This is a genomic window from Thermicanus aegyptius DSM 12793 (assembly GCF_000510645.1).
GTDB classification, from domain to species: domain Bacteria; phylum Bacillota; class Bacilli; order Thermicanales; family Thermicanaceae; genus Thermicanus; species Thermicanus aegyptius.
In genome coordinates this window covers 778,182-804,801 of record NZ_KI783301.1, presented here as the reverse complement: position 1 = coordinate 804,801, position 26,620 = coordinate 778,182, and the positions used below count along the sequence as shown (strand labels likewise).

General features: G+C 50.0%; 26 protein-coding genes. 1 reads left to right on the top strand and 25 read right to left on the bottom strand.

The features are described from left to right. Window positions 1-87 precede the first annotated feature (87 nt). Window positions 88-981 (bottom strand): LysR family transcriptional regulator, encoded by an 894-nt coding sequence (locus THEAE_RS0104275; protein WP_028986623.1) that lies wholly within the window; start codon window positions 979-981, stop codon window positions 88-90. 262 nt (window positions 982-1,243) lie between these two features. On the opposite strand from THEAE_RS0104275, the gene THEAE_RS0104265 reads away from it, so the two are divergent. Further along, window positions 1,244-1,564: a hypothetical protein gene (locus tag THEAE_RS0104265; protein WP_028986622.1), complete on the top strand. Its 321-nt coding sequence runs from the start codon at window positions 1,244-1,246 to the stop codon at window positions 1,562-1,564. Between the two features lie 103 nt (window positions 1,565-1,667). Here the strand turns inward: THEAE_RS0104265 and pckA are convergent, their stop codons facing one another. The 24 genes from pckA to THEAE_RS0104130 all read right to left on the bottom strand — a co-directional run bounded on the left by pckA (window position 1,668) and on the right by THEAE_RS0104130 (window position 26,546). Beyond that, a complete protein-coding gene (pckA, locus tag THEAE_RS0104260) occupies window positions 1,668-3,248 on the bottom strand; it encodes a phosphoenolpyruvate carboxykinase (ATP) (RefSeq protein ID WP_028986621.1) in 1,581 nt (526 codons plus the stop codon). Between the two features lie 374 nt (window positions 3,249-3,622). Next, complete coding sequence (gene mnmM / locus THEAE_RS0104250) at window positions 3,623-4,195, bottom strand: tRNA 5-(aminomethyl)-2-thiouridylate-methyltransferase MnmM (protein WP_039944256.1); 573 nt, start codon at window positions 4,193-4,195, stop codon at window positions 3,623-3,625. 99 nt (window positions 4,196-4,294) lie between these two features. Next, entirely contained in the window at window positions 4,295-4,537 is a 243-nt protein-coding gene (locus THEAE_RS21885) for a hypothetical protein (RefSeq protein WP_052329746.1), read from the bottom strand. A gap of 144 nt (window positions 4,538-4,681) precedes the next feature. Continuing rightward, on the bottom strand, window positions 4,682-5,548 hold the full coding sequence (locus THEAE_RS0104235) for a 2-oxoacid:ferredoxin oxidoreductase subunit beta (protein WP_005588930.1): 867 nt from the start codon (window positions 5,546-5,548) through the stop codon (window positions 4,682-4,684). Then, a complete protein-coding gene (locus tag THEAE_RS0104230; protein ID WP_005588931.1) occupies window positions 5,549-7,288 on the bottom strand; it encodes a 2-oxoacid:acceptor oxidoreductase subunit alpha in 1,740 nt (579 codons plus the stop codon). A 158-nt stretch (window positions 7,289-7,446) separates the two neighbouring features. Next, window positions 7,447-8,436: a dipeptidase gene (locus tag THEAE_RS19910; protein WP_052329744.1), complete on the bottom strand. Its 990-nt coding sequence runs from the start codon at window positions 8,434-8,436 to the stop codon at window positions 7,447-7,449. Window positions 8,437-8,627: 191 nt separating this feature from the next. Then, window positions 8,628-8,888 (bottom strand): stage V sporulation protein SpoVS, encoded by a 261-nt coding sequence (gene spoVS / locus THEAE_RS0104220; RefSeq protein ID WP_005588934.1) that lies wholly within the window; start codon window positions 8,886-8,888, stop codon window positions 8,628-8,630. 113 nt (window positions 8,889-9,001) lie between these two features. Beyond that, window positions 9,002-9,793: a TIGR00282 family metallophosphoesterase gene (locus tag THEAE_RS0104215; protein WP_005588936.1), complete on the bottom strand. Its 792-nt coding sequence runs from the start codon at window positions 9,791-9,793 to the stop codon at window positions 9,002-9,004. 63 nt (window positions 9,794-9,856) lie between these two features. After that, the gene (gene rny / locus THEAE_RS0104210; RefSeq protein WP_005588938.1) at window positions 9,857-11,404 is read right to left on the bottom strand and encodes a ribonuclease Y; all 1,548 of its coding nucleotides are present in this window, start codon (window positions 11,402-11,404) and stop codon (window positions 9,857-9,859) included. 224 nt (window positions 11,405-11,628) lie between these two features. Further along, window positions 11,629-12,300, bottom strand: a complete 672-nt coding sequence (locus tag THEAE_RS19905; protein ID WP_052329743.1) for a regulatory protein RecX — start codon at window positions 12,298-12,300, stop codon at window positions 11,629-11,631. Between the two features lie 52 nt (window positions 12,301-12,352). Beyond that, on the bottom strand, window positions 12,353-13,408 hold the full coding sequence (gene recA, locus THEAE_RS0104200; RefSeq protein ID WP_028986619.1) for a recombinase RecA: 1,056 nt from the start codon (window positions 13,406-13,408) through the stop codon (window positions 12,353-12,355). Window positions 13,409-13,506: 98 nt separating this feature from the next. After that, entirely contained in the window at window positions 13,507-15,081 is a 1,575-nt protein-coding gene (locus THEAE_RS0104195) for a DEAD/DEAH box helicase (protein WP_028986618.1), read from the bottom strand. 8 nt (window positions 15,082-15,089) lie between these two features. Beyond that, window positions 15,090-16,331, bottom strand: coding sequence for a competence/damage-inducible protein A (locus tag THEAE_RS0104190; protein WP_028986617.1), 1,242 nt, complete (start codon window positions 16,329-16,331; stop codon window positions 15,090-15,092). A 5-nt stretch (window positions 16,332-16,336) separates the two neighbouring features. Continuing rightward, the gene (pgsA, locus tag THEAE_RS0104185; RefSeq protein WP_005588945.1) at window positions 16,337-16,921 is read right to left on the bottom strand and encodes a CDP-diacylglycerol--glycerol-3-phosphate 3-phosphatidyltransferase; all 585 of its coding nucleotides are present in this window, start codon (window positions 16,919-16,921) and stop codon (window positions 16,337-16,339) included. Beyond that, window positions 16,918-18,261, bottom strand: a complete 1,344-nt coding sequence (rimO, locus tag THEAE_RS0104180; RefSeq protein WP_028986616.1) for a 30S ribosomal protein S12 methylthiotransferase RimO — start codon at window positions 18,259-18,261, stop codon at window positions 16,918-16,920. Before rimO ends, pgsA begins: the two co-directional genes overlap by 4 nt. Before the next feature lie 175 nt (window positions 18,262-18,436). Then, window positions 18,437-19,315: a helix-turn-helix domain-containing protein gene (locus THEAE_RS0104175; RefSeq protein WP_005588947.1), complete on the bottom strand. Its 879-nt coding sequence runs from the start codon at window positions 19,313-19,315 to the stop codon at window positions 18,437-18,439. Between the two features lie 22 nt (window positions 19,316-19,337). Further along, window positions 19,338-20,120 carry a DUF3388 domain-containing protein gene (locus THEAE_RS0104170; protein ID WP_005588462.1) on the bottom strand — a complete coding sequence of 261 codons (783 nt, stop codon included), beginning with the start codon at window positions 20,118-20,120 and terminating at the stop codon, window positions 19,338-19,340. A 145-nt stretch (window positions 20,121-20,265) separates the two neighbouring features. Continuing rightward, complete coding sequence (locus THEAE_RS0104165) at window positions 20,266-20,508, bottom strand: DUF3243 domain-containing protein (RefSeq protein ID WP_005588461.1); 243 nt, start codon at window positions 20,506-20,508, stop codon at window positions 20,266-20,268. Between the two features lie 153 nt (window positions 20,509-20,661). Further along, window positions 20,662-21,381 carry an elongation factor P 5-aminopentanone reductase gene (gene ymfI, locus THEAE_RS0104160; protein WP_028986615.1) on the bottom strand — a complete coding sequence of 240 codons (720 nt, stop codon included), beginning with the start codon at window positions 21,379-21,381 and terminating at the stop codon, window positions 20,662-20,664. A gap of 75 nt (window positions 21,382-21,456) precedes the next feature. After that, on the bottom strand, window positions 21,457-21,618 hold the full coding sequence (locus THEAE_RS23230) for a hypothetical protein (protein ID WP_169729955.1): 162 nt from the start codon (window positions 21,616-21,618) through the stop codon (window positions 21,457-21,459). A gap of 214 nt (window positions 21,619-21,832) precedes the next feature. Next, window positions 21,833-22,804, bottom strand: coding sequence for an ABC transporter permease (locus tag THEAE_RS0104145; RefSeq protein ID WP_028986614.1), 972 nt, complete (start codon window positions 22,802-22,804; stop codon window positions 21,833-21,835). After that, on the bottom strand, window positions 22,801-23,871 hold the full coding sequence (locus tag THEAE_RS0104140; RefSeq protein ID WP_005588459.1) for an ABC transporter permease: 1,071 nt from the start codon (window positions 23,869-23,871) through the stop codon (window positions 22,801-22,803). The genes THEAE_RS0104145 and THEAE_RS0104140 overlap by 4 nt, the downstream gene beginning before the upstream one ends. After that, window positions 23,864-25,405, bottom strand: coding sequence for an ABC transporter ATP-binding protein (locus THEAE_RS0104135; protein WP_028986613.1), 1,542 nt, complete (start codon window positions 25,403-25,405; stop codon window positions 23,864-23,866). The genes THEAE_RS0104140 and THEAE_RS0104135 overlap by 8 nt, the downstream gene beginning before the upstream one ends. 82 nt (window positions 25,406-25,487) lie before the next feature. Next, window positions 25,488-26,546, bottom strand: a complete 1,059-nt coding sequence (locus THEAE_RS0104130) for a BMP family lipoprotein (protein ID WP_005588457.1) — start codon at window positions 26,544-26,546, stop codon at window positions 25,488-25,490. Window positions 26,547-26,620 lie beyond the last annotated feature (74 nt).

The window sequence follows — 26,620 nt, the reverse complement described above, 5'->3', positions numbered from 1 at the left end:
TCATCGGGCATCAATTGATGTATAGCGCCATCCCTCCTACGATAACATCTCTTCATAGAGATTCTCGTTGATCGAAAATCTGTTCAGTCAAACCTTCCGTTCCCGAATGAACTGGAAAAAGTGATCCGACGCTTCGGAGCGGAAACGGTGTTTCATCTGGACCAACCAGAGATCTCTCGTGATGGCCATCCCTTGGAGGATCACCTCCTTTAAAGTCCCTGAAACAAGTTCCCTTTTCACCGCCATGCGGGGTAAAATGCTTACCCCCAGATTAGCTTCAACCGCCCCCTTGATCGCTTGGGTGCTTCCCAATTCCATGCCTCGATCCAGGTATCCCAAAACCCCTGCCTTCGAGAGGGCGTCTTCAACGATCATACGGGTTCCGGAGGAAGGTTCCCGGAAGATGAACCGTTCCCGAGAAAGATCGGAGATCGATATTTTCCCAAGATCTGCCCAAGGATGATGGGCGGAACAGACGAGGATTAATTCATCTTCCGCAAATTTCTCCAAGCGATAAAGGGGATCCTCCTCCACTTTCCCTTCGATCAGGGCCATATCGATCGTAAAATTTCGCAACTTCTCCAGCACCAACGGGGTATTCCCGATCTCCAAACGAAGGTTCACCTCAGGATGTCGTTTTCGATATTCCCCCAACAACGGAGGGAGCCAATATTCTCCGATGGTGAAGGTGGCTCCCAAAGCGATGTGTAATTCCTTATTTTTCACAAAGCCCTTTATTTCCTCTAACGAACGGTCATAATGATCTACGATCCCCTTCGCATAAGGATAAAGCCTCCTTCCGGCTTCCGTCGCTTTTAGTTTTCCACCGCTCCGTTCAAACAACAACGTGCCGTATTCCTCTTCCAATAGGCGGATATGCCGGGTGACCGACGGCTGGGAGAGATACATCAGTCGGGCCGCTTGGGAAAAGCTTCCTTCCTCATAGGCGAGACAAAAAAGACGGTAGCTTTCGGTGTTCAAGCCTTCCCTTCCCCTTTCTCATGGATCATTCTTGCCGGAAACTTCTCTCTCATCATACCATACATCGTAGACCATTCGCTCCATCCCCCCGATATACCTTTGAAAAAAGAATATATGTTTTTAAAATTTTTCATCTCTTTTTCCCTTTTTAGCACATACCCTTCATCTTTTTCACATACTTATAGGTTAAACTATCATGGAACATACTGTGATTGGGCCTCGTGTCCATCTCCTTCATTTTTGCACGTTTGGAGTGAGCAATATGGATTGGATCCTCTTTCTCAGCATGATTGTAGCCTTCATGATCTATGTTCACCTCTTTCTCCCAAAAATGATGCTGAAACCCGAATGGATCAGTCTCCGACGAATCCGCTTTGATCTCTTGTTTCTTGAGGTTACGGTTCTCATCTCCCTTCTCTTCATGAAACCGGATGCCTTCGGCTCTTTTGATTATTGGAAGGCTTTGATCCAGGTAGATCTTTTTCCCCTCGTGACCCATCTGCTCTATTCTTACCTGATCTTGGCTCTATACGCTTTACCCGGTTTCTTGGTGATGTACCTGTTTTACCTCCTTATCGAGTGATGAAGAGCAGACCATCTCGGATTTTCCCCTCTCGGCAGGAGAAAAACGCCATCCCAACCCATTTTGGGCGGATGGCGTTTTCTTACACTTCTATCCGTTTTTCTTACCAATTCTTCGAAAGACCGGCGATAAAGGGGTCCGCTTTTTGCAGGCGGGCGAAGTTTTCGTCAAAGCGTTTGGATAATTCCTTTGCCTTCGCCTCGTAAGCCCCTTTATCTGCCCATGTTCTGGCCGGATCAAGGATTTCCGAAGGAACTCCCGGGCAATGATCGGGGACGAGAAGTCCGAAGATGGGATGAGGGGTAAAGGCGGCCTTTTCCAGTTCTCCGTTTAGGGCGGCGGTGACCATCGCCCGGGTGTAAGCCAGGTTAATTCGTTTCCCCACCCCATAAGGGCCTCCGCTCCATCCTGTATTCACCAAATAAACCCGGGTGTGATGTTTCCGGATTTTCTCCCCTAACATCTTGGCATAGGTGCTCACATAAAGGGGGAGGAAAGGCGCTCCGAAGCAGGAGGAAAAGGTCGCTTCCGGTTCGGTTACTCCTCGTTCCGTCCCGGCCAGTTTGCTGGTATAGCCGGAAAGGTAATGGTACATGGCCTGCTCCGGAGTAAGCTTAGAAATCGGAGGAAGAACCCCGAAGGCATCTGCGGTCAAGAAGAGAATGGTGCGGGGATGGCTAGCATAAACCCCCGGGATGACCGCCCCGGGAATGTGATCGATCGGGTATGCAGCCCGGGTATTTTCGGTGATGCGATCATCGTCAAAATCGGGAATCCGCGTTTCCGGATTGATCGTCACGTTCTCCAAGACGGCTCCGAAACGGATGCTCTGATAAATCTGCGGTTCCTTCTCCGGGGAGAGGCGAATGCACTTGGCGTAGCAACCCCCTTCGATATTAAAAACGCCGGTGTCGGACCAACCATGCTCATCATCTCCAATGAGGGCTCGGTTGGGATCTGCGGAGAGAGTGGTCTTTCCCGTGCCGGATAGTCCGAAGAAAAGGGCGACATCCCCTTCCTTCCCCACATTGGCGGAACAGTGCATGGAGAGAATCCCTTTTTGGGGGAGAAGGGCATTCATGACGCTAAAGACCGATTTTTTCATCTCTCCGGCGTATTGGGTTCCACCGATGAGGATTACTTTTTCCTCAAAACTTACTACGATGAAGGTCTCCGATCGGGTCCCATGCACGGCAGGCCGGGCATTAAATCCCGAAGCATATATCACATGCCATTCCGGCACATGGGTCTTCCTCTTATCTTCAGTCGGCCGGATAAAGAGTTGATGGCCAAAGAGATTATGCCAGGCAAGCTCACTCACCACACGGATCGGCAGCCGGTAGTCCGGATCAGCCCCCGCGAAACCGTCAAAAACGTAGAGTTCCTTTCCTTTTAGATGATCGATCACATCTTGATAGAGCTTTTTAAACTTATCTACCGAAAGGGGTTGGTTTATTTCTCCCCAAGAAATCTGTTCATGAACGGACGGCTCATCGACGATATACTTATCTTTGGGAGAACGGCCCGTAAACTTCCCCGTATATACGGAAAAAGCTCCCGTTGACGTAAGTTTTCCCTCGCCGTTTTTAATCGCTTGCTCCACCAATTCGGGGACGGAGAGCTGAACGTGCACCTTCTCCCCTCCCAAGATTTCTTCCAAAGAAGTGCGAATCACCTGACTCATCCTCTTCACCCTCATTTCGCTCGTTTGGTCTTTTCACGTGTTCACATGGTAAAACCTCGATCAAACACCGGACGGACTCTCCATCCGACTTTCCCAAGCATTCCCTTTTGAATGAATGCCGGATGTCTGGAAATGTATCCCATCAACAATCGGTTTAGCTCCTGTCGCCTTTCTCCCTCGCCCCCTCGTTTTCCCTTCAGCGTCATCCACTCCTATCTCTCATTTAAGACAGTTTGTGATTTTTTTCACATTGTAACATAAAACCTCCTTGCCTCTTCACACTTCCGTATCGTTATTTTTAGTATAGTACCAAAAGGAAAAGATTACAATAGTAGTCTGTTTTATTTTTTGAATCTTACATGAACTGTTATATGTCAAGACCGTTTTTCAACGGCTAGAATATAGGGGGCTTGGGAGTTTTCGTGGTTCTCAAGAAAACCGATTTTCAAAATACGAAAATTGTCCCGAGAAAGCGATGAAAAATAACGGGCCAGCGCCGCCGCTTCCTTTTTCCCTTCTTCATGACCCGGATATGAAGTGATGAGCAGAAGTCCTCCCTGTTTAAGGAGAGTTAGGCTCTTCTCCACGGCGATCAGGGTGGAGGAAGTTTGGGTGGTGATTCGATGGTCTCCACCTGGAAGATACCCAAGATTAAAAAGGATGGCGGCGGGCGTCTCCTTCACATGGGCGTCTATATTCCGATGATCATCCAAAATGTAGTGAACGGAGGCGATCGGATCCCTCTCCTTTTCCAACCTTTCTCTTGTCTTTCGTAAAGCCGTTTCCTGGATATCGAAGGCATAAACCTTCCCCTTCGGTCCGGCTAAACGGGCAAGGTAGAGGGTATCTTTTCCATTGCCACACGTGGCATCGACTACGGTATCTCCCTGAGAAATAAAGAATGGGAGCAGGGCATGTCCCATCTCAGTGATCTTGGGAAAAGGCATAAAAAAATCTCCTTCTTAAAAATCTACTAAATTCATTTATATCTCATCTCTTTGGAATGTCAACCGTAAACGGCGGGTCATTTTCCCTTGCGGACTCCCCTACTCCCTCTTCAGTTCCCTTAAGATGCCGTTCAGTGCCCGGACTCGTTCGCGCAGACGGCGATTTTCCCTTTCTAATTTCATGAGCATTTCCCCTTGTTCCCTGCGATTCATCTCGAGAAGCTGAAGGAGCACCCTCTTGCCCACCCTTTGGGCCAGAAGTTTCTCCTCCAAGTCTCTTATTCTTAACTCCAGCTCTTCTCGCGTTGGAACCGCCTTTCCGAAGTTTTTTAAGTTGTCCACCCCGTTCACCCTCCTATACCCATATTTTATGCATTTCCCATAGGGTTATCACCGGGGATGGAGGAAACCGGAGAAGGGGAGGTCCATGTGTGATAAAATAGAGGAGGCTCTTTAGCCTCCTCTTTATCCCTGATGGAGATTCTCTTAAGCAAACTCCTTCAGCAACTCTTCAAATTCTTCCTTGCTTAAACGGAGATCTTGTTCTACCAAAGGTTCTTCCCGGAAACCGATCACCTGATCCTGGTAAGATTTGCTCTCTTTATCCTGATAGATAATCCCGGTCAGCATTCCATGGGTTTCCATCAACTTCTGCATGGCCATCTTCCGGTCGGACGGGTCATAGTGCTCCACATTCTCAAGAGAGACGATGTTCTCCTTAAACCAATCATAGGTATTCACCTTGTTAAATGTGACACAAGGACTGAACACATTGATCAAGGAGAATCCTTTATGCTTAATTCCTTCCTCAATGATATGGGTCAATCCTTTTAAGTCGCCGGAAAATCCCTGCGCTACAAAAGTAGCGCCGGCGGCAAGCGCCATTTCCAGAGGAGCAAGGGGAGATTCGATGGAACCTTTCGGCGTGCTCTTGGTCTGAAAACCTATCGGGCTGCGGGGAGAGGTTTGCCCTTTGGTCAAACCGTAGATCTGGTTGTCCATAACGATGTAGGTAATATCCATGTTGCGACGGATGGAATGAATCGTATGGTTAAGCCCGATGGCAAAACCATCTCCGTCTCCTCCCGCGGCGATCACGGTGAGATTCCGATTCGCCATCTTTAAACCTTGGGCGATCGGCAAGGCTCTTCCATGAACCCCATGGAATCCATAGGTATTAATATATCCGGAAATCCGGCCCGAACATCCGATTCCGGAAACCACGGCCACATTCTCCGGTTCTAATCCCAAATTGGCCAATGCCCGTTGCATAGCGGCCAGTACAGAGAAGTCTCCACACCCTGGACACCAGTTGGGAATTACGTTATTGCGGAAATCTTTAAAGGTGGCCATCTAGATCAGCTCCTTCACTTGCGCATATATTTCCGACGGCAGGAATGGATTTCCGTCATACTTCAGGACACTTTCGATCTTTTCCGCAAAGCCTACATGAAGTTTGATCAGGTTGGCTAATTGCCCTGTGGCGTTGTTTTCCACCACGGCCACCTTCTTTGCCTTCTCCAAATGGGGTCTTACTTCATCGGCAAGGAAGGGAAGAATCTGGCGTATTTGAATGTGATTCGCCTTAATTCCATCCTTCGCCAGGCGTTCCATGGCCTCCGTGATGGGGCCCTCCGTTGAATTCATTCCGATGATCAGAACATCAGGTTCATCATATGCAAGATGGGCATGAATCGGAGTCTTTAGGCGGAAGGAGGCTAATTTTTTCAATCGCTTCTCCATCATTTTCTTCCGATTTCCTGCCACTTCACTGGGGCGTCCCGTCTCGCCATGCTCTACCCCGGTCACATGGTGAATGCCATATTTCTGTCCGGGAATGGTACGGGGAGAGATGCCGTCCTCGGTCAATTCATAGCGTTTAAAGAGGGTTTCCTTTTCCAAGGGGGGCAATTCCTGTCCCGCCATTAATTTCCCTCGACGGATCTCCACCTTGCTGTAATCGAGAGGTTCCACGGTCTGTTTGCCCAGGGAGAGGGAAAGGTCAGTCAGAACAATGACAGGTACCTGATATTCCTCTGCGATGTTAAAAGCTTCCGCCATGTCATAAAAGCATTCCTCCACCGTGGATGGAGCGATAACCACCTTGGGAATCTCTCCGTGGGTGCTATAGATGGCGGCGTTCAGGTCGCTCTGCTCCTGCTTCGTCGGCAAACCCGTTGAAGGCCCTCCCCGTTGGGTATCCACAATGACGACGGGAGTTTCCGTCATTCCGGCGAGGCCGATCGCTTCCGTCATGAGGGAGAGACCCGGTCCTGCGGAAGCCGTAAAGGCTCTCGCGCCACCATAATTAGCTCCGATCGCCATCGTAATGGCCGCAATCTCATCTTCCGTCTGGATCACGGTTCCTCCAAACTTAGGTAAAACTTTAATCAAATATTCCATAATCTCCGAAGCAGGAGTGATGGGGTAAGCAGACATGAAGCGGCATCCGGCGGCGATCGCCCCTAATGCGAGGGCTTCATTACCGATCATGAACATCCTCTTCTTCCCATCGGCCGGCTCCAACTTAAATTCCGGAAGAGGGCCTCCTGCTTCCTTCATCACAAATTCCGCTCCGCGGGAAATGGCTTCCATGTTCTTCTCAACCACTTTCTGCCCTTTCCGCCCCCATAGCTCAGTGACCACTTCCTGGAAAGGCTCAATGGGAAGATCCAAGATGGCGATGGAACTCCCAACCGCTACCATGTTTTTCATCAGCGTGCTTCCCAGCTCCTCGGAAATCGCGGTAAACGGCACAGAAAACAGACGCGCATCAATCCCCTCAGGCACTTTCGGATTGAACTTCGCGTCTGCAATGATAATTCCTCCGGCACGTAATTCCTTCGCGTTTATATCAATGGTCTCCTGGTCAAAGGCGACGAGAATATCCAAATCGTCGGAAATCGACCTAAGCGGCCTGGTACTCACGCGAATTTTGTTGTTCGTGTGACCCCCTTTAATTCTGGAAGAAAAATGGCGATAACCGTAGAGATAATACCCCAGCCGATTCATGGCCGTCGCAAAAAGATCCCCCGGCTTTTCAATCCCTTCCCCTTGCTGCCCACCAACTTTCCAAGAAAGTTGATTGATCATAGTAATCCCCACTCCTTTAAGAATGACTTACTTTTCCCCATGTAACTAAGTACCATAAATCACATGGGTAAAGTAAAAACGGTGATCATAAATGGATAAATGACCAAATCTCTTCGTCTTTATTGTATGCCTTTTCTACAAGAATTTCAACTAATGAATCACGATTTCTCACAGCGGAAATATCGATGATCGTCGATCCATATTTTTTTCAAATATTCCAGGTAATTTCGATAGAGAAATCCCTCTACCAGCTTTTCGTCATAATGCCGTAACAATTTTTCCACCAAAGCAGCGGTCTTGCCGCTATGTTCCAATCCTTCAATCGTTTTCGAGATGCCGTCAAAATCTGAACCTAGGCCAATATGTTTTTCGGCGCCTAAAGAACAGTAGTGCTCAACATGGCGAAGGAGATCATCGATCGTTACTTTCTCCGTGGCCGCGGTAAAATGGGGAGCATAGGTAAGGCCGATTAATCCTCCTGCAGAGACCAGGGCGCTAATCTGTACATCGGAGAGGTTGCGGCGATGAGGCAGGATGCTCTTCGCGTTGGAATGGGAAGCAAAAACAGGTTGCGATGAAATCTCTAGGACATCCCAAAAGCCTCGTTCCGAGAGGTGAGAGACATCAATGGCAACCTGTAAACGATTCAATTCCTGGACAAACTCCCTTCCCAATTGACTAAGCCCCGCTCCCCTCGCTTCCCCTACTCCATCGGCAACCAGATTGGCGGGATTATGGGTTAATCCTACCCAGCGCACGCCCAAATGGTAAAGGGTGTGAAGTTTCAAAAAGTCACCCTCCGTACCCTCTACACCCTCCATGGTAAGGATCAGGCCCAGCCGGTTGCTCTTCTCCCATTCTTCTAAATCCTTCCTTCCTCGAATCACCATCACTTCATCGGAAACAACCTCGGTGTAAAAAAGGTCTACCATTTCTAATGCGGTCAAAAAAGCTCTGGTGCGAGCCACCTCTTCGGAGATATAGATGGCACAAGCCTGCAGACCTACTCCGCCTTCCTTCAGTTTCTCCTTTGTCACCATGAGCCAGTCGGCATTTTTATAAAATGGGCGATCCAAAGTTCCTTTTTCCACATACTTCTTTGTCCATAACCTCCATAAGAGATCGCAATGTCCATCGATGATGCGCATGAAAATCCTCTCTCCTATCTTAAAAAATCATAGCAAAACATGTTAAACGACCGACGCTTTTTTATTGTAACATATCCCATTCCATCCATCACCTATGACCACAAGATGAAGGAAGATGACCTGGCGAAAAATTTTTGCCCAAAACTCAAAAAAGAACCAGCCCATACGCAGGAACTGGTTCTTTTTGATCATTATCTCGGTTCAACAATCAACTTAATGGCGGTGCGTTCTTCCCCATCGATCTGAATATCGGTAAAAGCAGGTATACAAATTAAGTCTAATCCGCTCGGAGCCACAAATCCTCGTGCAATGGCTACTGCCTTAACCGCCTGGTTTAATGCACCTGCACCTATGGCCTGGATTTCGGCTGCCCCCCTTTCCCGGATGACCCCTGCAAGAGCTCCTGCTACAGAATTGGGATTCGATTTGGCTGAAACCTTTAATACTTCCATTCGAGTTAACCTCCTTGAACGATGAAATCCATCCACTCTATGTTTATTCTCCGTAAAAGAAAAAGATTCCTGCCTTTCGGGCAGGAAGATTCTAAATATTTTCAAGTGATTCATTATTTTTTCCCATCATCGATGATCCGAATCCGCTTTATATCGGTTGCTTCTCCCGTTTTTGGGGAGATTTCGACCAAAACCGCCCCAAGTTCTCTGCGCGGGCTTTCTTCCACCTCAAAACGGGTAGGAAGCTGGGTTAAAAAACGGGTGATGATTCCTTCCTTCGCCATTCCCAGGATTCCGTCGGAAGGTCCTACCATTCCCACATCGGTGAGATAAGCGGTCCCCTTAGGCAGGATGCGTTCATCCGCCGTTTGGACATGGGTATGCGTCCCCAGGACGGCGGAAACTCGCCCGTCAAGGTACCAGCCCATCGCCACTTTTTCGGCAGTTGCTTCCGCGTGAAAATCGACGAGGAGGATCGGCGTATGTTCTTTTGCTTCTTCTAACCATTCATCGGCCTTGCGGAAAGGGCAATCGAGGGGGGGAAGAAATGTCCTTCCCATTAGGTTGATCACCCCCACTTCCCATTCCCCCGCTTTCGCCCAGATCCAACCTCTTCCGGGTGTCCCTTCCGGATAATTGGCTGGGCGAATGATCCGCGGTTCATCAGCCAGCAGGTCGAAGATTTCCTTATTATCCCATGTGTGATTTCCCATCGTGATCACATCGATCCCCAATTCAAAGAAAAAGCGGGCTACACTTCGGCTCATCCCTTTGCCATGGGCGGAATTTTCCCCGTTTACCACCGTAAGATCGGGACGATATTCTTGCTTTAATTGGGGCAACCATTTATCCATCATCTGGCGTCCCGGCCTTCCGACCACATCGCCTATAAATAAGATTCGCATCCTTATCCTTCTTTCTTTTGCTTTCATATACTATGATACAAAAAAAGCGGCTGTTTATGCCGCTTATTTCGCATATTCTACCGCCCTCGTCTCCCGGATGACGGTCACTTTGATATGTCCCGGATAGTCCAATTCCCCTTCGATCCGCTTCGTGATCTCCCGGGCCAACCGATAGGCTTCCAGGTCGTCTACCTGATCCGGTTTTACCATGATGCGAACTTCACGACCGGCCTGTATCGCGTAGGATTTCTCAACTCCCTCAAAGGATTGAGCGATCTCTTCCAATTTCTCCAGCCGTTTCATATAGGCTTCCAGGGTTTCTCGGCGAGCGCCGGGACGAGCGGCGGAGAGGGCATCGGCCGCCCCCACCAACATGGCGATCACGGAGGTGGGTTCCACATCTCCATGATGAGAAGCAATGCCATTTATCACCACCGGATGTTCTCGGTATTTTTTGGCCAGCTCCACTCCGATCTCCACGTGGGAACCTTCCACTTCATGATCGATGGCTTTTCCGATGTCGTGAAGAAGCCCCGCGCGGCGGGCTAATGCAACATCTTCACCCAATTCCGCAGCCATCAGGCCGCAGAGATAAGCGACTTCTTTCGAATGGGCAAGCACGTTTTGACCGTAACTGGTGCGAAAATGAAGGCGCCCCAAAATCTTAATGAGGTCCGGATGCAATCCGTAAACCCCCGTTTCAAAGGTGGCTTGCTCTCCATATTCCCGGATACGTTCGTCCACTTCTCGCCGGGCTTTTTCTACCATCTCTTCGATGCGGGCAGGATGGATCCTCCCATCCGCTACCAGCTTATCCAAAGCCGTTTTGGCAATCTCCCTCCGTACCGGATCAAAGCCGGAGAGGATGACCGCCTCCGGCGTATCGTCGATAATCAGGTCAATGCCCGTTAGGGTCTCTATCGTACGGATATTCCTTCCCTCACGGCCGATAATTCTCCCCTTCATCTCATCATTGGGGAGATTGACGACAGAGACGGTCGTCTCCGTCACCAGGTCGGCCGCACATCGTTGGATCGCAGTAACAATGATTTCCCTTGCCTTTTTATCGGCTTCATCCTTGGCCTGCTGCTCAATCTCCTTGATGAGTAAGGCCGCATCATGCCGTACTTCTTCTTCCACACTCTTTAATATGACTTCTTTCGCCTGCTCCGTGGTAAGTCCGGAGATGCGTTCCAGTTCCGATTGCTGCGCCTGAACCAATTGGGAAACCTTATCATATTGTTCGTCGATCGCTTTCTCCTTCCGGTTCAGGCTCTCCTCTTTCTTCTCAATCTGCTCCAATTTCCGATCCAGTTGTTCTTCTTTTTGCAGGATCCTCTTTTCCATGCGCTGGATCTCGTTGCGACGTTCTTTTAATTCTTTTTCTGTCTCTATGCGAAATTGGTGAATCTCATCTTTTCCTTCCAAAACCATCTCTTTCTTTAGGGCTTCCGCTTCCTTCTTGGCCTTCTCTACGATGGCGCTTGCCTCTACCTCCGCGCTCGTGATCAACTTTTCGGCGATCGAACGGCGCAAGAGATACCCGACCAAGATGCCCAGGCCCAGGGCAATCAGGAAGAGGAAGAAAAATAAAATAAATTGTTGTCCCATACTCCTATCATCCTCACCTCCGTTTTTTCACTAATTTTTCACTTACGTTTCTTTTATTCAACACGCGAACGGGAAAGAAAATAGCCTTAAAGCAAAAAAAAGGCATGCAGTGTTCAATAAAATAAAGGATATACAAATTAAATTGTATGCTTGGTGCAAACCTTTGTCAAGACAAGGGAACCATGTCCCGTTTTCCGTACTTCCCGCAACGGGGGAGAGCCGATTCATTCTTCCTCTCGGCGGAAATCTTCTTTCAGGGTGGGGAGGATGCTCTCGATGACCGAGTAGGAATACCCTTTTTGAAAGAGATATCTGAGGAGCCTTCCTTTTATTTCATCCCATTCCTTTCCCCGAAGGGCGGTGATTTTTTTCCTCCCCAGGCGCAGCGCCTCTTCCTCCTCTATTTCCGGTTTAACGGCTGAAAGGGCTTCCTCGATCCACTCTTCCCGAATTCCTTTTTCCACCAATTCTTTGCGTAAGAGAAGCGATCCCCTCGGTTTTAGAGCGAGGCGTTCCCTCACCCACATGGCCGCAAACGTGCGATCATCCAGATACCCCTTCTCCTCTAAGCGTTTAAGGATCGCCGCCGCCTCCCGCTCATACCCTTTCCCAATCAGATACCGTTTCACCTCCGCCGTCGAACGGGGGCGATAGGAAAGGTAAGAGATCGCCTTCCCATAGCCGGAAGCGATGCGGTTTAAGCGGCCCATCTCTTCCCGTATGGAAGGTGAGATCTCCTGTCCGGGCAGAAGGCGGTGATCGATCACCACCTCTTCTTCCACTTCGATCTCTTCGCCGTTGGAGAGGAGGATTCTCCATCTCCCCTCCCCCTTCTCCGTCAGTTTCTCAACCCTGTAATGTTCCTCTTCCCTCCCCACCATTCTTCCCCCTTTCACAGAGAAAGCTCCTGCAAAGGCAGGAGCTCGCAAATAAATGTACGGTTACATCTTAAAACTGCGGTTCCAGTTCCTCCCCCTCTTCCTTATAGGAAGAATCATCTCCGGTAGCAGGGGCAGGGTTTAGACTGTAATGCTCCCGAATTAACTGCTCGATCTCGGCCGCCACGGCCGGGTTCTCCTTTAAGAACTGTTTCGCATTCTCCCGGCCTTGCCCTAAGCGTTGTTCCCGGAAGGAATACCAGGCCCCACTCTTCACGATAATATCCAGGTCGGTGGCCATATCGATGAGGCTTCCCTCTTTGGAGATGCCTTCCCCAAAGACGATGTCCACATCTGCCGAGCGAAAAGGAGGGGCTACCTTATTCTTCACCACTTTAATTTTGGTTCGGCTGCCCACCATGTCGTTCCCTTGTTTAATCGATTCCGCTCTACGGACGTCTAAACGAATGCTGGCATAAAATTTAAGGGCTCTGCCTCCGGGGGTCGTTTCCGGATTCCCGAACATCACACCAACCTTCTCCCGAAGCTGGTTAATGAAGATGGCAATCGTTTTCGATTTGTTAATCGCTCCAGACAGTTTCCTGAGGGCTTGGGACATGAGGCGGGCTTGAAGCCCCACATGGGAATCTCCCATCTCACCATCAATCTCAGCCTTCGGCACTAGGGCCGCTACCGAATCAATAACGACAATATCGATGGCACCGCTGCGAACCAAGGCTTCGCAGATCTCCAATGCTTGTTCCCCTGTATCCGGTTGGGAGATGAGAAGTTCGTCAATGTTTACTCCCAATTTTTCCGCGTACGTCGGGTCTAAAGCATGTTCGGCATCGATGAAGGCAGCCGTTCCTCCAATCCGTTGCACTTCGGCAATGGCATGAAGGGCTACGGTCGTCTTCCCGGACGACTCCGGTCCATAAATCTCGATAATTCGTCCCCGGGGATACCCTCCCACACCCAGGGCTACATCCAAGGCGATCGACCCGCTCGTCACCACAGAGACTTGATTCGCCTGTGAGGCTTCCCCTAAACGCATGATCGATCCCTTGCCAAATTGCTTTTCAATCTGGCTAAGCGCCTTTTCCAGCGCTGCTTTGCGATCGGACACCTTCATCTCCCCTTTATCCCGCATCGGTCATTCCTCTTCTCCCTTTATCATATCATTTTTTTATGAGATGGCAAGAGGAAAAACGAACGTTTATTCTTTTACTTCCCCCGGGGTTTCGCCGGTTCCACATTGACCCGGGTTCCCCTAAGCCTTCCCTGCCGTAGGGCTTCATAGATATAAGGAGCCGATTCCTCCGGTACCTCTACAAAGGTAAATCGGTCGAAAATGTCGATCTTGCCGATGCTCTTAGGAGAGATGCCGGCGAGAGAGGCCAGTTCCTCCGCCAAACTCTTCGGGGAAAGATTGATGTTCTTGCCCACATTGATAAAGAAGCGGACCATTCCTTGCTGGGCTCCCGTCTCTCCGAAGTCATATCCCTCTCCTTCTTCCACGAATTGGTCATTCATGGCGAGATGGGCGATGGCATAGGCGATCTCTTCCAAGGGGTATTCCCCTTTCAACTGATCGACCATCTCTTTTACCATGGGGTGGGCCGACTTGTCCAAGATCACATCGATAATCTCTTGTTTATAATGTTCCACTTTCCTTTCATTGGTCTCTTCAATGGTGGGAAGACTGCGGGGGGTGATCCCCGTTTTGATCATGTGTTCAATCGCTTTAAGCTGCTTCATTTCCCGGGGAGTAACCAAGGTGATGGCAATTCCCCGTTTTCCGGCCCGGCCCGTCCGGCCGATGCGATGGACATAGGACTCAGGATCCTGGGGGATGTCATAATTGATCACATGGGATACATTGCTCACGTCGATTCCCCGCGCAGCCACATCGGTGGCGATGAGAAGCTCGATACGGTTGGTACGAAAATCGCCCATCACCTTATCCCGCTGGGCTTGGCTCAAATCTCCGTGGAGGCCGTCGGCGAGGTAACCCCTCGCCTGGAGGGATTCGGTCAGTTCATCCACCCCTTTTTTGGTTCGGCAGAAGATGATGCCTAGCTCCACCTCTTCGCTGTCTAACACCCTGCAAAGGCTATCCAGTTTATTCTTCTCCAGCACTTTATAATAAACCTGTTCGATGAGAGGAGCCGCCACCTCTTCCCGATTGACACGAACGGTTTGGGGATCCTTCATGTAGCGGTTGGCCAATGAACGGATCTCAGCCGGCATGGTGGCTGAGAAGAGGAGGGTTTGCCGGTCGGCAGGAACCGAACGGAGGATCGATTCGATATCGTCGATGAAACCCATATCCAGCATCTCATCGGCCTCATCCAAAACCACGATGCGGACGTGATCCAGCTTTAAGGTTTTCCGGTTCAAATGGTCAATAATCCTTCCCGGCGTGCCGATGACCACCTGTACGCCTTGCTTTAAGGCACGGATTTGATGGCCGATCGACTGCCCCCCATAGATGGGCAACGTCTTGATCCGTTTAAACTTGGAGATCTTTCGAAGTTCTCCGGAGATCTGAATGGCCAACTCCCGGGTAGGAGTTAAAACCAGAGCTTGTACCTCGGGACTACTGGTCACTTTCTCCACGATCGGGATACCAAAAGCTGCCGTCTTTCCTGTTCCGGTTTGCGCCTGCCCTATGACATCAAAGCCTTCCAAAATCTTTGGTATGCAGGCAGACTGGATGGGGGACGGCTCTTCAAACCCCATCTCCTGGATCGCTTTAAGGATCGCTTGGTCAATCTTAAATTCTTGGAACGAACTCATTGAATTGGTCACCTTTCTTTTATTCTCTTCCATAATTGAAACATAGCCGTTTTTGCCGCCCTGAGCTGAATCCCTTCCCTCGATCCGGCAAAAACAAATTCCATCGATTCGCGACGGTCCTCTCCCGAGAAACCTACATAGACGAGGCCGACCGGTTTTTCTTCCTGGGCATCCGGACCTGCCACTCCGGTTACGGAAAGCCCGTAATCTGCCTTGAGACGCCGCCTTACCTGATCGGCCATCTCCAGGGCACATGCGGCACTGACGGCACCCTCGGTTCGCAAGAGATCTGTAGGGATGTTTAGGAGGTTTTCCTTCGCCTCATTGGTATAGGCGACCACCCCTCCCTTATAAACCTTTGAGGCCCCAGAGAGGGTTGTGATCAACTCTCCAATTCTGCCTCCGGTGCAGCTCTCCGCCGTAGCCAGGGTTGCCCCTCGATCTAACAGGGCTTGGAACAGAACCTTTTCGATCGAGTGATCTTCTCCTTCTCCATAATAGTACGACCCGACCCGTTTTAAGATTTCCTGTTGGATCGGATCCAGCCGGCCGTCGGCTTCTTCCCTGGACTTGGCTCTGGTGGTAAGCCGAAGGGTCACTTCTGCTTCCTTCGCATAGGGGGCAAGCGTAGGATCCGTCTGCCCACCGATCAAGTCCCCTAATTCCGTCACCAATGCCGATTCCCCAATCCCGAAAAAACGAAGTACCCTCGAGTAGAGGGAGCTGCTCTCCGGATGAATCCGACGGAGATAAGGGATGCCATAATCCCTAAACATCGGGATCATCTCCGACGGAGGACCCGGAAACAGGAGGTAATGGATGCCACCTTCCATAATGCCCATCCCTGCAGCCAGCCCCGTTTTATTCGGGAAAACTACCGCCCCTTCCAAGATCTCGGCTTGGCGGCGGTTATTCGGGGTCATCCGGAGCTTGCGCCTGTGAAAATACTCTTCAATCGCTTTCAAGATCTCCTCATCGACCACCAGATTCTTCTTCAAGAAATGGGCCAAGGCATTTTTGGTAAGATCATCTTCCGTGGGCCCAAGTCCTCCGGTAATCAGAACGATATCCGACCTCTTTTTCGCCTGTTCCAGGTAAGCGACTATTCGGTCTAAATTATCCCCCACCACCCCATGATAATAAACATTAATTCCCAGTTCAGCCAAGCGCTCCGAGAGATATTGAGCGTTGGTATTTGCAATTTGCCCCATTAACAGCTCGGTTCCTACCGCCAAGATCTCTGCTCTCATGTTCCTCAACTCTCTCCTCTCCAAATGTGGGGATTTTTCCAGAAATAATCAAACCCGGAGATCAGGGTAACCATGAGTGCCGCCCATAACATGATCTGATCTAAAGGCAAATGGAGAAATGAGAAGGGGAGATTATGCACGATGAGCAAAGAGATGGCAATCATCTGTAAGACGGTTTTCAACTTTCCCCAGGGGCCTGCCGCCATCACCATTCCTTCCGAAGCGGCAATCATCCGTAACCCGGAGACGGCAAACTCCCGGCTCAGGATGAGGATGACCATCCATGCCGGTATCCTTCCAAGCTGAACCAGCATGACCAAGGCAGCCGTTACCAGCATCTTGTCGGCGAGGGGATCCATCAACTTGCCGAAATTGGTGATAAGTCCCATCTTCCGGGCCAAGTAGCCATCCAATTGATCCGTCAAAGCAGCAATCAGAAAGAGGAAAAGGGCGACCGCCTCGTTATAGGAAAGGGTTTCCTCTCCCCAAACGAAGTAGCCCCATGGATATTTCTCATAGGTTAAGATCGCCACCATAAAAAAAGGGATGATGAGGACGCGTGCCAGGGTAAGACGATTAGGAAGATTCAACGATTTATGGCCACCCCCGCTAAATCATAATCATAGGAATGGGTGATGCGGACGGGGATGATCTCCCCCACATCTCCCCGGTAACCGGTGAGATATACCTCTCCATCTACCTCCACCGCATCATAAGGGGTTCTGCCGATGTAAACTCCGTTTTTTTCATCCTTTTTCTCTACCAATACGGGAAGAATCCGCCCAACAAAGCGGCTGTTTCGCTCCGCAGTGATGCGTCGTTGAATCTCCATCAACCGACCGGCCCGTTCCTCCTTCACCTCATCCGCTACCTGTTCCTTGAGACGAGCCGCAGGGGTTCCTTCTTCTTGGGAATAGGTAAATACTCCGAGACGGTCAAACTTTACTTCCTTAATGAAAGAAAGCAGGTTTTCAAAATCCTCTTCCGTCTCGCCGGGAAAACCAACAATGATGGATGTGCGAATGGCCACATCGGGGATTCTATCCCGAATCCGTCGTAGGAGATTCCGGATATCCGTTTGATAACCCGGCCTTCTCATTCGGCGTAAAATGGAGTCTTCGCTATGTTGAAGGGGAATATCCGCATAAGGAACCACTTTATCGCAAGTGGCCATCGTTTCCAGGAGTTCATCGCTGAAAGCACCGGGATAAAGGTAATGAAGACGAATCCAAGAAAGCTGAGGAATCTCCTGCAAAGACCGAAGAAGGTCCGGCAAAAGGGAGCGTCCGGTCAGGTCCACCCCATAATTGGAAAGATCCTGGGCGATCAGGGAGACCTCTTTAACCCCTTCCTCAACCAGTTGCCGTACTTCCCGGGTGACCGACGCAATCGTACGGGAACGAAGCTTTCCCCTCATGATGGGGATCGCACAAAATGTACATTGGTTATTGCACCCTTCGGCGATCTTCACGAAAGCAGAAGCACGTTTTTCCCTGCGCTTTCGGGAAATATTTTCATATGAAAAGGCAGGATTTCCCACATAAACAGGATGTCTCCCCGCCAGGGATTCCTCGATGACGGCGGTGATTTTATCAATATTCCCCGTCCCCACCAGCCCATCAATCTCAGGCATTTCCTGCAGGAGAATTTCCTGATACCGTTCTGTTAGGCATCCCGCCACGATGAGCGATTTCAGTTGGCCGTGCCCCTTTAACCGGGCAACTTCCAGAATGGTGTCGATCGATTCTTCTTTAGCTGCATCGATAAATCCGCAGGTGTTCACGATAACGACCGTCGCTTCTTCCGGTCGATCCACCAATTGGTACCCTTTCCGATCGATGAGATCGGACATGATCTCCGAATCTACTTTATTTTTTTCACACCCAAGGGTGACAATGGCTACTTTCTCTTCTCCATGCTTCTGTTGCATAACAACCTCCATCCTTCTTCCTCCATCCAGTATACCTTTTTCCCCCATGGGTGTCAAAGTCATAGAATCATCCGGAGCATCTGGGAAGAAAACGAACACCAAGAGAAGAGGAAAAAGAGATCAGGCAAAAAGGAGATGGGGTATGCCTTTAAGAGGTTCCCATGGGATAAGTCCCCTAAGGAGTTGCAGATGTGGTTCCCACTAAGGTGATATCCAAGCGGTATACATCTTTTTTCCCGGCCAGCGAGACCGGTTTCCCATTGACCGTCACATCGACGTTTTGCGTGGCGCCCAAACGAATATATGCATTGTTTGAATCGGTAAATTCCCATTTCATCTCCTGTTTTTCCGGGAGAGTGGCCGAATAAATTACTTTCCCTTTTTTCCCTTTTCTTACTTCCATCCAGCAAGGACCCCGGGGCGTTGAGACCTGCAGGGAAATATAGTCCACATTGCTGATCTGATAATAGCTGGTCTTCCCTTCCTCCTTCACAAATGTAAGGATCGGTTCCTTCGCCGGGGAAGGCGCTGGAGAAGTGCCTCCTTCATTAACTGACGCGGCTCCTCCACCATTGGTTCCTGTCTGATTCGATGTGGGAGAGGAGGTTTTTGGAAAATTTTCTTGAACTTGAGGGGGATTCTTCTCCGCTTCCTGGGGTGGAGCGGCCGGGAACTGTCGCACAATAAACATGTAGATGATGAAGAGGATGATCAAAACGAAGAGAAAGAGAAGAACTTTGGTGATCCACGGTCCGAAAATCGAAGGTCGGTTCAGGCTTCTCCGTCTGCGTGGAATGGTTTCTAGGGGTTCCGGTTCAACTGAAGGCAATTCACTTTCATATTGTTCCAAAAGTTGATCCGGATTGAGCGAGAGCGTCTCTGCCAAGTTCCGAATAAACGCCCGGGTATAAAAAGGGCCCGGAAGCAGGTGGTAATTTCCCTTTTCAATGGCATCAATGTACCGTTTCTGGATTTTGGTGATTTCTTGCAAATCGTCCAACGTTAAATGTTTCTCTTCCCGCCTCTTTTTTAAAACAAGCCCCAGCTCTCCCATATTTTCACCCTTTCGTTCGCATTCAGAAATCGGTCGTATTCCTTTTTAACTCCAAAAGGTTATACTTAATCTCTTCGCCTTCATGGTTGCGAATCTCGATGATCGCATCAAAATCTTCCCAACGGTACTCTGTCTCATGGACGAAGATGTCTGGATGCTCGATGATCTTGGTGGCAGGCATTTGGAGAATTTCCCGGACTAAACTTTGATGACGTTCGCTTCCCCGTAACCAGGTAACCATGCTGTCAATTAAATAGATATGATGGGGGGAGTATTCGTCCTCCGCTAGAGTGGTCGCCATCGTCTGTTTCAAGAGGGTGGAGGAAATGACGATCCAGCGTTTATTGGCATGGACGCTGGCGGCGATGGTAGACTCCGTCTTCCCAACCCTTGGCATTCCCCGCACTCCAATCAGCTGGTTTCCCTCCCTTTTACAAATTTCTCCAAGAAAATCCACCAGAAGACCTAATTCTTCCCGGGTGAAGCGAAACGTCTTCCGATCGGTAACATCGCGGCTTATGTACCGCCCATGGCGAATCACCAGCCGATCCAGCATGGAGAGGGGGCGAAAAGCGGTTACCGTAATGTTGGGGATTTGCTTGAGGAGGGATTCAATAAAGCTCATCTTTTTTTCATCATCGCACTGAAGAAGGAGTCCCCTCCGTTCATTTTCCACCCCATTGATGGCCTCTATATTAATATTTAACATCCCGAAAAGGGAGGCGATATCCCCTAAAAGGCCGGGGCGATTCCTGTGGATTTCATACTCAAAATACCATTCTTTTACTTCTTTTCCTTCATCCATTCACTTCTCCTCGTTCCCGTTTCGGATACTTTCATTCTACACCATTTTACTTTTTTTCTGCAAAAACATTTTGGTAAAAAGGATAATGCAAAACCCTTCTTGATAAACAAGAAGGGTTTTGCGTTACCTATTCATCTGATCGGTACTACTGGACCATTTTCACCATCACATTGGCCAACGCCTTTTGCTCTTCCTCATCGGCTACCTTCCACATTTCGGAGAGGAGCCGCTCTTCCCGGTTTTTCGGATCGACCGCCTTGGACAGGTAATCGCCGATATGACTTGCCAGATTGGCTATGGTATCTTGACTCATGCCCGCGGCTTTCGCCTGTTCAATCCGATCATGCAAAAAAGATTTCCATTGATCAAAGTTATCGAGTACGGACATTTCCTATACCCCTTTCTTCATCATCAAGTTACATCCATAATATGATCGGTTGACCGGGGAATTATTCATCTCCTCTGTGGCACCTTTGTGTCGCCTTATGATTTTTGGTTTTTCAAACCTTTGCAGGTTCCTTTCGGAAGGATTCCGATAAGCCTATAACCAGCCCCCGTTCACATGAAGGATTTGTCCGGTGATGTAGGCGCTCTCTTCGCGAATCAGGAAACGGGCGAGATGAGCCACCTCTTCCGGTGTTCCCAACCTCCCCGCAGGAATTCGCCCGGCGATCTCCTTGATTTCCTCTTCTGCAAAATCCTCCCGCATCATGGGGGTATCGATCGCCCCCGGAGCGATGGCATTGACCGTAATGCCGGAGGGGGCCAACTCCTTCGCCAAGGCTTTGGTGTAGAGGCCGACGGCCCCTTTTGCCGCCGAGTAGGCCACCTCCATGGCGGCTCCCGCTTCCCCCCAGATGGAAGAGATCAAGAGAATCCTACCCCACCTCCGGCGAATCATATAGGGAATCAACCGCCGGCTGATGAGAAAGGCGCTTTTAATATGTACGGCGAAGAGGGCATCCCACTCCTCCTCCGAGGTATCTGTAATGAGCTTATAAAGGGAATTCCCGCTGCAGTGAATGTAGATGTCCACATTCTGAAGAGACGTCTCTTTCGCAACCTCCTCCGTATGGAGACGGCGAAAATCGGAAACCCAGAGTTCGGCTGCCGCTCCCTTTGCCAATACTTTCTTTTTCACCGCTTCAAGGGTCTCCCGATTCCTGCCTTGCAGGACGAGGAAGGTCTCCTCATTCGCCACTTCGCAGGCGATCCTGCTCCCGATGCCACCGGAAGCGCCTGTTATCAAAATCGTTTTCAATTCCCATTCCCCTTTCCTTCTACAATGTAAGAGTAGCCGATTTGGGACGGCTCTACAAGGGGAAGGGCATCTTCATTACAGGTCGGAGTCATAAAGCTTCTCCCGCTTCTCCCCTTCCTTCTCGTCGAAGGGGTCAAAACGACCGCATTCCGGACGCAGGCAGACCATGCCCGACAATTGATCATCCTCGAAATAAAAACCGTGTTGGTAGCCGCAATAAGGACAACTCCAATCCATGGGATAACCCCCCTTCCTAAGGCGAAGATAACCTTAGTATGGTTTACCCGGACATTTATAGACGATAAAAAGGTGGATGGAAAAAATACCTAATCAAACGGAACCAAAAAAAGGAATCGCCCTTACATGAGGAGCGATTCCTTACCCGTTGAAAAAAGATCGTAATGCTTTATCTTGTGATGAACATTGAGCAATGAGATTTTATCCCATCCTCTTATCTTTTGGCCGGATCATAGGGCTGGCCCAAGGCTGCCGGCGGAGTGGCTTTTCCCACCGCTCCGGCCAGCACCAGGATCGTCAAGATATAGGGGATCATAAAGATAAATTCGGTGGGAATCATCTTCGCCCAAGGGAAGAGTTGGATGAAGTTCTTAAGCCCTGTGGCCATGCCGAAAAGAAGAGCGGCTCCCAATGCGCCGAAGGGATGCCATTTCCCGAAGATCATGGAGGCAATGGCGATAAACCCTTGCCCCGATATGGTGTTGTGGGAGTAGTTGGCCGTCGTCGTAAGGGCGATGGTGGCCCCTCCGAGCCCTGCATAGGCACCGCTGATCATCACACCGATATAGCGGATCACCTGCACATGAATCCCCAACGTATCGGCGGCGCCGGGATTCTCCCCGACCGAACGAAGTCGTAGTCCGAAGCGGGTCTTCCAGAGAAGAAAATAGGTGAATAGGACAATAAGGATCGCCAGATAGGTGGTTGGATACGCCTGAAAGAAGGCATAACCCACATAAGGAATGTCGGCAAGAACGGGAATGGAGACTTTGGAAAAGACCGCCGCATGCAAGGTTTTCGTTTCCCCTGCCCCTTCAAAAAGAACCTTAACGAGATAGACGGTAAGGCCTGCCGCGAGAAGATTGATGACAACACCGCTCACGACCTGATCTGCCTTAAAAGTGACGCTTGCCACCGCATGAAGAAGGGCAAAAAAAGCACCAAAGAGAGCCGCGGCAACGAGCCCCATCCAGGCTCCCCAAATTCCCCATCCGGCCTGCTCCAGGAAATAGGCGGACACGGCGGCGGCAAAGGCGCCGCTCATCATCAACCCTTCCAAACCGATATTGACGACGCCCGACCTTTCCGAATGAATTCCTCCCATGGCCGTCAAAATGAGGGAAGTGGAAAAGACTAAGGTGATATTGATCAATTGGCTGATATCTGTCAAGATGGCAGAGATCATCCGGCCTTCTCTCCCTTCCGGAACGGTTTAAGAAAGATGCGAATGAAACCGTGGGCGGCGATAAAGAAGATGATGGAAGCAATGACGACCCGGATAATTTCCGGAGGCACCTCCGCCCCAAATTTCATTCCCGCAGAGCCGTAGTTTAATGCTCCGAACAGGAATGCGGCTAGGATCACCCCAACCGGCGTATTTCCGCCCAAAAGGGCGACGGCGATGGCGTCGAAGCCTTGGCTGGGTAAGGCGGCGGTAACGGTTTGATAATGGTAAACTCCCAAAATCTGAATCACGCCCGCCACGCCGGAGAAAATTCCGGCAATAAACATGGAGGCCATCACATTTCGGCTCACGTTAATCCCCGCATATTCCGAGGCATGAGGGTTAAATCCCACCGCCCTCAGTTCATAGCCCATCTTCGTCTTCCAGAGGAGAATGTAGAACAGGATGGCCGCCAGCAAGGCGAGAATGATGCCCCAATTCATGCGGGCATGGTTAAAGAGATTGGAGAGCCAGGGCATGGAGATGGAGGCGGTATCCTGGATGTAAAGAGAACGCTGTTTATTCTTGGGATCAAAGAGATAATTGGCGATGATGTAGTTGGAAAGATAGAGGGAGATCCAATTTAACATGATGGTGGTGATTACCTCATTGATGCCCCTCTTCGCCTTCAGATAGCCTGCGATCGCTCCCCAGAGCCCGCCTAAAAGACCTCCTGCAAGGATGGCCAAAGGAACATGGAGGAACCAGGGAAGGTTTACCGTAATGCCGATCAAGGTGGCTCCGGTCATACCCATCATCATCTGTCCGGAAGCGCCGATGTTAAAGAGACCTGTGCGAAAAGCGAAGGCAACCGATAATCCGGTGAGAATCAGGGGGGTTACCTCCCGGACCGTTTCCCCTATATTATAAAGATCCCCAAAAACCTTGTTAAAAAGGGAGGTGTATGCCACCATCGGCTGATATCCTCCCGCCAGCATGATGAGAGCCCCTAATAAAAGGCCGAGGATGATGGCAATGAGGGGGATATAAAAGGAATCCTTCGAAAATATGCGCAGCACTTTATCCATGGGATTCCTTCACCTCCTTTACTTTGCTCCCGGCCATCATCAGTCCCAACTCCTGCTCATCGGTCTCTTCCGGTCGGACCTCCCCTACGATTTGGCCGTTAAAAATAACTCCGATCCGATCGGATAATTGAAGGATTTCATCCAACTCGAATGAAATGAGGAGGACGGCTTTCCCTTTATCTCTCAATTCAACCAAACGCTTATGAATGTATTCGATCGCACCTACGTCAAGTCCACGGGTCGGCTGGGCCGCGATCATAAGATCGGGGTCTGCGTCATATTCCCGGGCAATAATCGCCTTCTGCTGATTCCCCCCGGATAAAGACCGGGCGGTATTCAGGATGCTCGGCGTCCGCACATCAAACTCTTCTACCAGCCTTTCCGCCTGCCGGTTCATCGCCTCATAATGAAGAAACCCTCTCCGCTGAAAAGCAGGCCGGAAATAGGTTTTTAACGCGAGATTCTCACTTAAGGTAAAATCGAGGATCAATCCTCTTCTTTGCCTGTCTTCGGGAATGTGTGATATGCCCAGTTCAGATATCTTTCGGGGGGGTTGATTGGTGATTTCTCGGCCTTTAAATAGAACTTTTCCATGACTTGCCTTTTTTAGGCCGGTGATCACTTCGATGAGCTGGCTCTGACCGTTCCCATCCACTCCGGCGATGCCGTAAATTTCTCCTGCTCTCACTTGGAAGGAGATGCCGTTTAAACGGGGCTTACCCACCTTGCTCTCTTCACGAATCCCTTCCACCCGAAGGATGACCTCCCCGGGTTTGGACGGCCCTTTCTCCACCTGGAAAGTGACATGGCGGCCCACCATCATCTCCGCCAGCATATCCGGATTGGTCTCGGAGGTTTTCAGCGTCTCGATCACTTTTCCCCGCCGTATGATGGTTACGGCATCGGATATGGCCATAATCTCCCTCAACTTGTGGGTGATGAGCAGTATGGTCTTTCCTTCCTGAACCAGGTTTTTCATGATGGCCATCAGCTCATCAATCTCCTGCGGGGTTAAGACGGCGGTGGGTTCATCAAAAATGAGGATCTCCGCCCCCCGGTACAGGATCTTTAAGATCTCCACCCGTTGCTGCATTCCCACCGAGATCTCCCCGATTTTCGCATCCGGGTCCACATCAAGCCCATATCGGCGGGAAAGTTCGGCCACCTTGGCTCTAGCCGTCTTGTAATCTAACGTGAGGCCTTTCGTAGGTTCCTGCCCCAGGATAATATTTTCCGTCACCGTGAACGTTTCCACCAGCTTAAAGTGTTGATGAACCATCCCGATTCCTAACCGGATGGCCTTGTTTGGGCCGTCAATCACCACTTTTTCCCCATGAACGTAAATCTCTCCTTCGTCCGGTTGATATAGTCCGAAGAGAATGTTCATCAAGGTCGATTTTCCGGCGCCATTTTCACCGAGGAGGGCGTGAATCTCCCCTTGATTTACTTTGAAAGAGATATGATCATTGGCGACGATTCCGGGAAAACGTTTTGTAATATTTACCATCTCAACCGCAGGTTTATTTCTATCCATTCAATCACCTTTTTCCGTGAGATGAGAGAAAAGAAGGCTAGTTCTCAACAGGGACTAGCCTTCTCCGATTTGCCCGCCTCTTTTATTCTTGCGGGACTGTGATTTCGCCCTTTATAATCTTTTGTTGATATTCAGCCACTTTATCCAAAACTTCCTTTGGAACGTGGGGATTATCTGCTGGGAGTCCCACCGCGTTATCTTTCAAACCCAGCGTGGTTACTCCACCTTTGAAATTCCCATCCATCGTTGCCTTGGAAATCGTCTGAACCGCTACATCCACCCGTTTCATCATGGAAGTGAGGGTAATATCCGGGCCAAGATCCCGCTGATCCCGGTCTACACCGATCACCCAAACTTGTTTTCCATTCTTCAAACGATCGTTTGCTTCTCCAAAGACCCCATCGCCCGTTTTCCCGGAAGCATGGAAGATAATGTCCGCCCCTGCGTCATAGATGGAAGCTGCCGCCGCCTTTCCTTCATCCGGCTTATCAAAAGCGCCCGTGTAGTTAATGATCACTTCCGCCTTGGGGTTCACCGCGGCAACCCCGGCCTTAAATCCTGCCTCAAATCTCTTGATGACCGGGATTTCCATTCCGCCGACAAAACCGATCTTGTTGGTCTTGGTCATCAGTCCTGCAACAACCCCCACCAAGAAGGAACCTTCATTTTCGGAAAAGGTGACCGACTCTACATTCTGCGGGCCTTCCACCACTCCGTCGATAATGGCCAATTTGGCATTCGGATTCTGTTCCGCAACCTGCTTCACATGGTCTGCCATAAGATAGCCGATTCCCCAGGTCAGGTCATACCCGTTTTTCACGAAATCGTTCAAGTTAGGGATATAATCGGTATCGCTGGTGCTCTGGGCGTATTTCACCTCGGCACCGGTATCCTTGGCGAACTGCTGCAAACCTTCCCATGCGCTCTGGTTGAAAGAGTTGTCGTTCACACCGCCGACGTCGGTCACCATCCCCACTTTAAAGGTTTTCTTCTGCTCGGCCGGTTTTTGGTCGTTGGTTGCTCCCTGCTGCCCTTGATCCGACGCCCCTTGATTCCCCTGGTTTCCGGAAGTTCCACATGCTGCCAGAATGAGGGTGGCAACGAGCGCCAGAATTCCCAAGGCGGAAATCCATTTTTTCATCGGTTCTACCCCCTATTTTTAAGGTCGTTTATGTAAGATCTCGTGAACAATGGTATCTTATCATTTTTTGGACA